Raw genomic sequence first — 573 nt, forward strand, 5'->3', positions numbered from 1 at the left:
GAAGCCGCCGAATGAGCGGCTTTTTTCATCTCAAAATTTAAAATAATGGAGGTCAATCAATGGAATTCTTTAACAGTGCAGTAGATGTACTTCAAACCCTCGTCGTCGCTCTCGGTGCAGGCCTTGCCATCTGGGGCGTCATCAACCTTCTCGAAGGCTACGGTAACGATAACCCCGGTGCCAAATCCCAGGGCATGAAGCAGCTCATGGCGGGCGGCGGTGTCGCCCTGATCGGCATCGTCCTGGTGCCGCTGCTTTCCGGTCTGTTCGGTTAATCGAGTAGAAAGCGATGGAAAGCATACTCGACAAAATCACCGAATGGCTGAAGACGATGCTTGTCGAAGGCATCATCACAAATTTGTCGGGGATGTTTGATAACGTCAACCAGCAGGTTGGCGAAATCGCAGGTCAAGTGGGATTGACGCCGGCGGCATGGAATGCCGGCGTCTTTTCCATGATCCGCAGCCTCTCCGAAAGCGTCATCATCCCCATCGCGGGCGTGATCCTTGCCTTTGTGATGACCTACGAGCTCATCCAAATGGTCATCGACCGGAATAATCTTCATGACATCGA

2 protein-coding genes are annotated in these 573 nt (G+C 52.4%); both read left to right on the top strand.

Annotated features, from left to right (window positions below):
* The first annotated feature begins 59 nt into the window (after positions 1 to 59).
* Positions 60 to 275: a Maff2 family mobile element protein gene (locus tag KCG48_RS14620; protein WP_084234496.1), complete on the top strand. Its 216-nt coding sequence runs from the start codon at positions 60 to 62 to the stop codon at positions 273 to 275.
* Between the two features lie 14 nt (positions 276 to 289).
* Positions 290 to 573, top strand: a 284-nt coding sequence (locus tag KCG48_RS14625; protein ID WP_269142456.1) for a VirB6/TrbL-like conjugal transfer protein, CD1112 family, incomplete at its 3' end; no start/stop codon positions are given.

Origin of the sequence: Proteiniclasticum sediminis, assembly GCF_018128025.1 — a bacterium.
Lineage (GTDB): Bacteria > Bacillota > Clostridia > Clostridiales > Clostridiaceae > Proteiniclasticum > Proteiniclasticum sediminis.

Bases quoted from the DNA above. Each gene is read 5' to 3' on its own strand.
- KCG48_RS14620 (WP_084234496.1), top strand. From the start codon at position 60: ATGGAATTCTTTAACAGTGCAGTAGATGTACTTCAAACCCTCGTCGTC.